This is a genomic window from Nodosilinea sp. AN01ver1 (assembly GCF_050565655.1).
In the GTDB taxonomy this organism is placed as follows: Bacteria; Cyanobacteriota; Cyanobacteriia; order Phormidesmidales; family Phormidesmidaceae; genus Nodosilinea.
In genome coordinates, this window is sequence record NZ_JBNXVS010000109.1 from 1 (window position 1) to 2,675 (window position 2,675).

Consider the following 2,675-nt stretch of genomic DNA (forward strand, 5'->3'; position numbering starts at 1 on the left):
TCGCTCGTAACTTCGCGCTCAATCTCTACCGCTCCAACGCCTTCTCCAATATGGCTCAGGCTGAACGATTCTGTAAATTCGGCCTAGATACACTCAAGACCGTTTTTAGAATGAAATAGCCCTGCTTCTACGCTTGCCATCCAGGACATTTGGAATGAGCTGAAGCCTAGCCCCTTTAGGCCAAATGCTAACCAGGAACAGGCTATCTTCCATAACTCTGGGCCTCTGTACCTTACCGCTGGCCCAGGCTCTGGAAAAACCAGAGTTTTACTTTGGAGAACTCTAAATCTTTTGGTCTGTCATGATGTCAAGCCAGAAGAGATTTTCTTGAGCACCTTTACTGAAAAGGCTGCGAAGCAATTAAAGGACGGATTGCAGTCATTGTTAGGCTTAGCCACAAACCAAACCGGCAAGCCCTACGATATTGCTCGTATGTATGTGGGAACGGTCCACTCCCTTTGTCAACAACTCATAACAGAACGACGGATTTGTCAAAGCATCCTACGACCCGTGACGCCAGCTTTAATGGATTCTTTAGGGCAGTACTTTTATGCGTCAGATCGACGCTTTTGGGATACTGCGATCGCAGCCGTTGACCTGGGCGATAATGCCAACGAAGTTATCACCGATTATTTCAAAGGCAGGGCTAGTCAATCGCGTCACGCTGCGGTTGTTGAATGTATCAATCTGTTCAATCGCTTCTCCGAGGAAAATTTGGAGCCTGCTGAGATCCGTAAACGTACAGACGATGCCATTCTGAAGGGGCTGATTGATCTCTATGCGTACTATAAGCAGTCTCTAGGATTAGACAGCCGGACACCTAAAGTAGATTTTTCCCTACTTCAACAGCAGGCTTTAGAGACTCTTAACCAGTCGCCAGATGCAGGCATTGTTTTTAAGCACGTCATAATTGACGAGTACCAGGACACCAACTCTATTCAGGAAAAATTGTTCTTCAAGCTGGCCTCCGGATACAAAAACATCTGTGTAGTCGGAGATGATGATCAAGCACTGTACCGCTTTCGAGGTGCAACTGTTGAGAACTTTGTTCAGTTTCCAGAACGAGTACGAGTAGAGCTTGGTGTAGAAGCCCGGCAAATCCCCTTAAACACCAACTACCGTTCCCGAAAGCATATTGTAGATTTCTACACCGACTTCATTGGGCGAGAAAACTGGCAGCGGCCCAATGGAGGCGGGCATTACCGGGTTGTAGATAAAGATATCCAGGCCCACAGTACGGATCATCACCCGGCTGTAGTCGCGAGTACACCGGCTCATCCTACGGTCGTTACCACCGAAATTGCCACTCTAGTTAAGCAACTGCTAGCTGAGGGCAAAGTCTCTGACCCCAATCAAATTGCCTTTTTATTTCCTTCTCTCAAAAGTGCTCAGGTGAGCCGAATGAGAGAAGCACTTGAAGCTGAAGGGCTACAAGTCTATGCACCCCGAGCCGGGCGGTTTCTTGAAGTAGAAGAGTCCATCGCTGTGTTTGGCCTGTTCCTAACTATCTTTGGACGACCTGAGCAGGGCGCGTACAAGGGTGACTATGCCGATTTCCAGACTTGGCTAGATGACTGCCTAAAATACGCTAAGGGTCGTTTAGAAAAGGATGTTAACCTAGCTACCTATATTGGCGACTGCCAGGACGAACTTGAAACAGTTCTGAGTGATTACCAGGTGCTTACTAGGACTGCCGATAAATACGGTTGGGAACTTAATGAGTCTTACAACCCAAAAACTATGCAGCAAGCCCTTGCAGCTTCGTTTGGGCTTTCAGAGAAGGCGCGAAAGAGTATTGCCAATAGTTACATGAACCGATTGGCCCAGCAGCGAATCAATGAAAATAATCCCTTCACGTTGAAGTACATTATCAACCGGGCTACCTCACTCGACTGGAGCATCCTTGATCTGTTCTACCGCCTTTGTGCTTTCAGCCCCTTTAAGCCTTGGTTCGATCTAGCTGAACGGGGAGAAGATGAAGGCCCTATCTGTAATCTTGGGCTAATTACGCAATATCTTTCTCGCTTCATTGATGGCAACTCTCCCGTTCTTACCGCTGGCTTTTTGAGTGACAACAAGTTCCTCAATGCCTTCTTCATGCGGTTCATATACAGCCTATATCGACTGGGTGAATCTGAGTTTGAGAATGCTGAGGATCCCTTTCCCAAAGGCCGTATTCCCTTCCTAACCATTCACCAGTCGAAGGGCCTTGAGTTCCCGGTAGTGGTACTGGGGAACCCGCGCAAAGATCCAAAAGTGCAGCCCATTGAGAAAATTGTTCGTCCCCTGATTGACCGAGAGGGCGAACCTCTAGACAGGATGGCTGAGTTTGATGTGATGAGAATGTTCTATGTCGCTCTCTCTAGAGCTGAAAACTTGCTGGTGCTGGCCCATTACAAGAGCCAAGGGAACTTCATCAGCGAGCCATTCAAGACCATGCTCAGTGACAAGAACTTTCCTCGGATCCCTCAATTTGACCTGAGCCATCTCCCCGCCGCTGAAGAGAAAGAACAGGATATTGCTCGCGCTTACTCCTATACCAGTGACTATCCAGGGCTATTTCATTCTAAAAACGGTCTTGAGTGTATCTAGGCCGAATTTACAGAATCGTTCAGCCTGAGCCATATTGGAGAAGGCGTTGGAGCGGTAGAGATTGAGCGCGAAGTTACGAGCGA

Annotated in this window: 1 protein-coding gene; it reads left to right on the forward strand. The window is 47.9% G+C overall.

Going from position 1 to position 2,675, the window contains the following annotated elements; genetic code table 11:
- The first annotated feature begins 159 nt into the window (after positions 1-159).
- Entirely contained in the window at positions 160-2,592 is a 2,433-nt protein-coding gene (locus ACQ4N7_RS30075) for a UvrD-helicase domain-containing protein (RefSeq protein WP_430715096.1), read from the forward strand.
- Positions 2,593-2,675 lie beyond the last annotated feature (83 nt).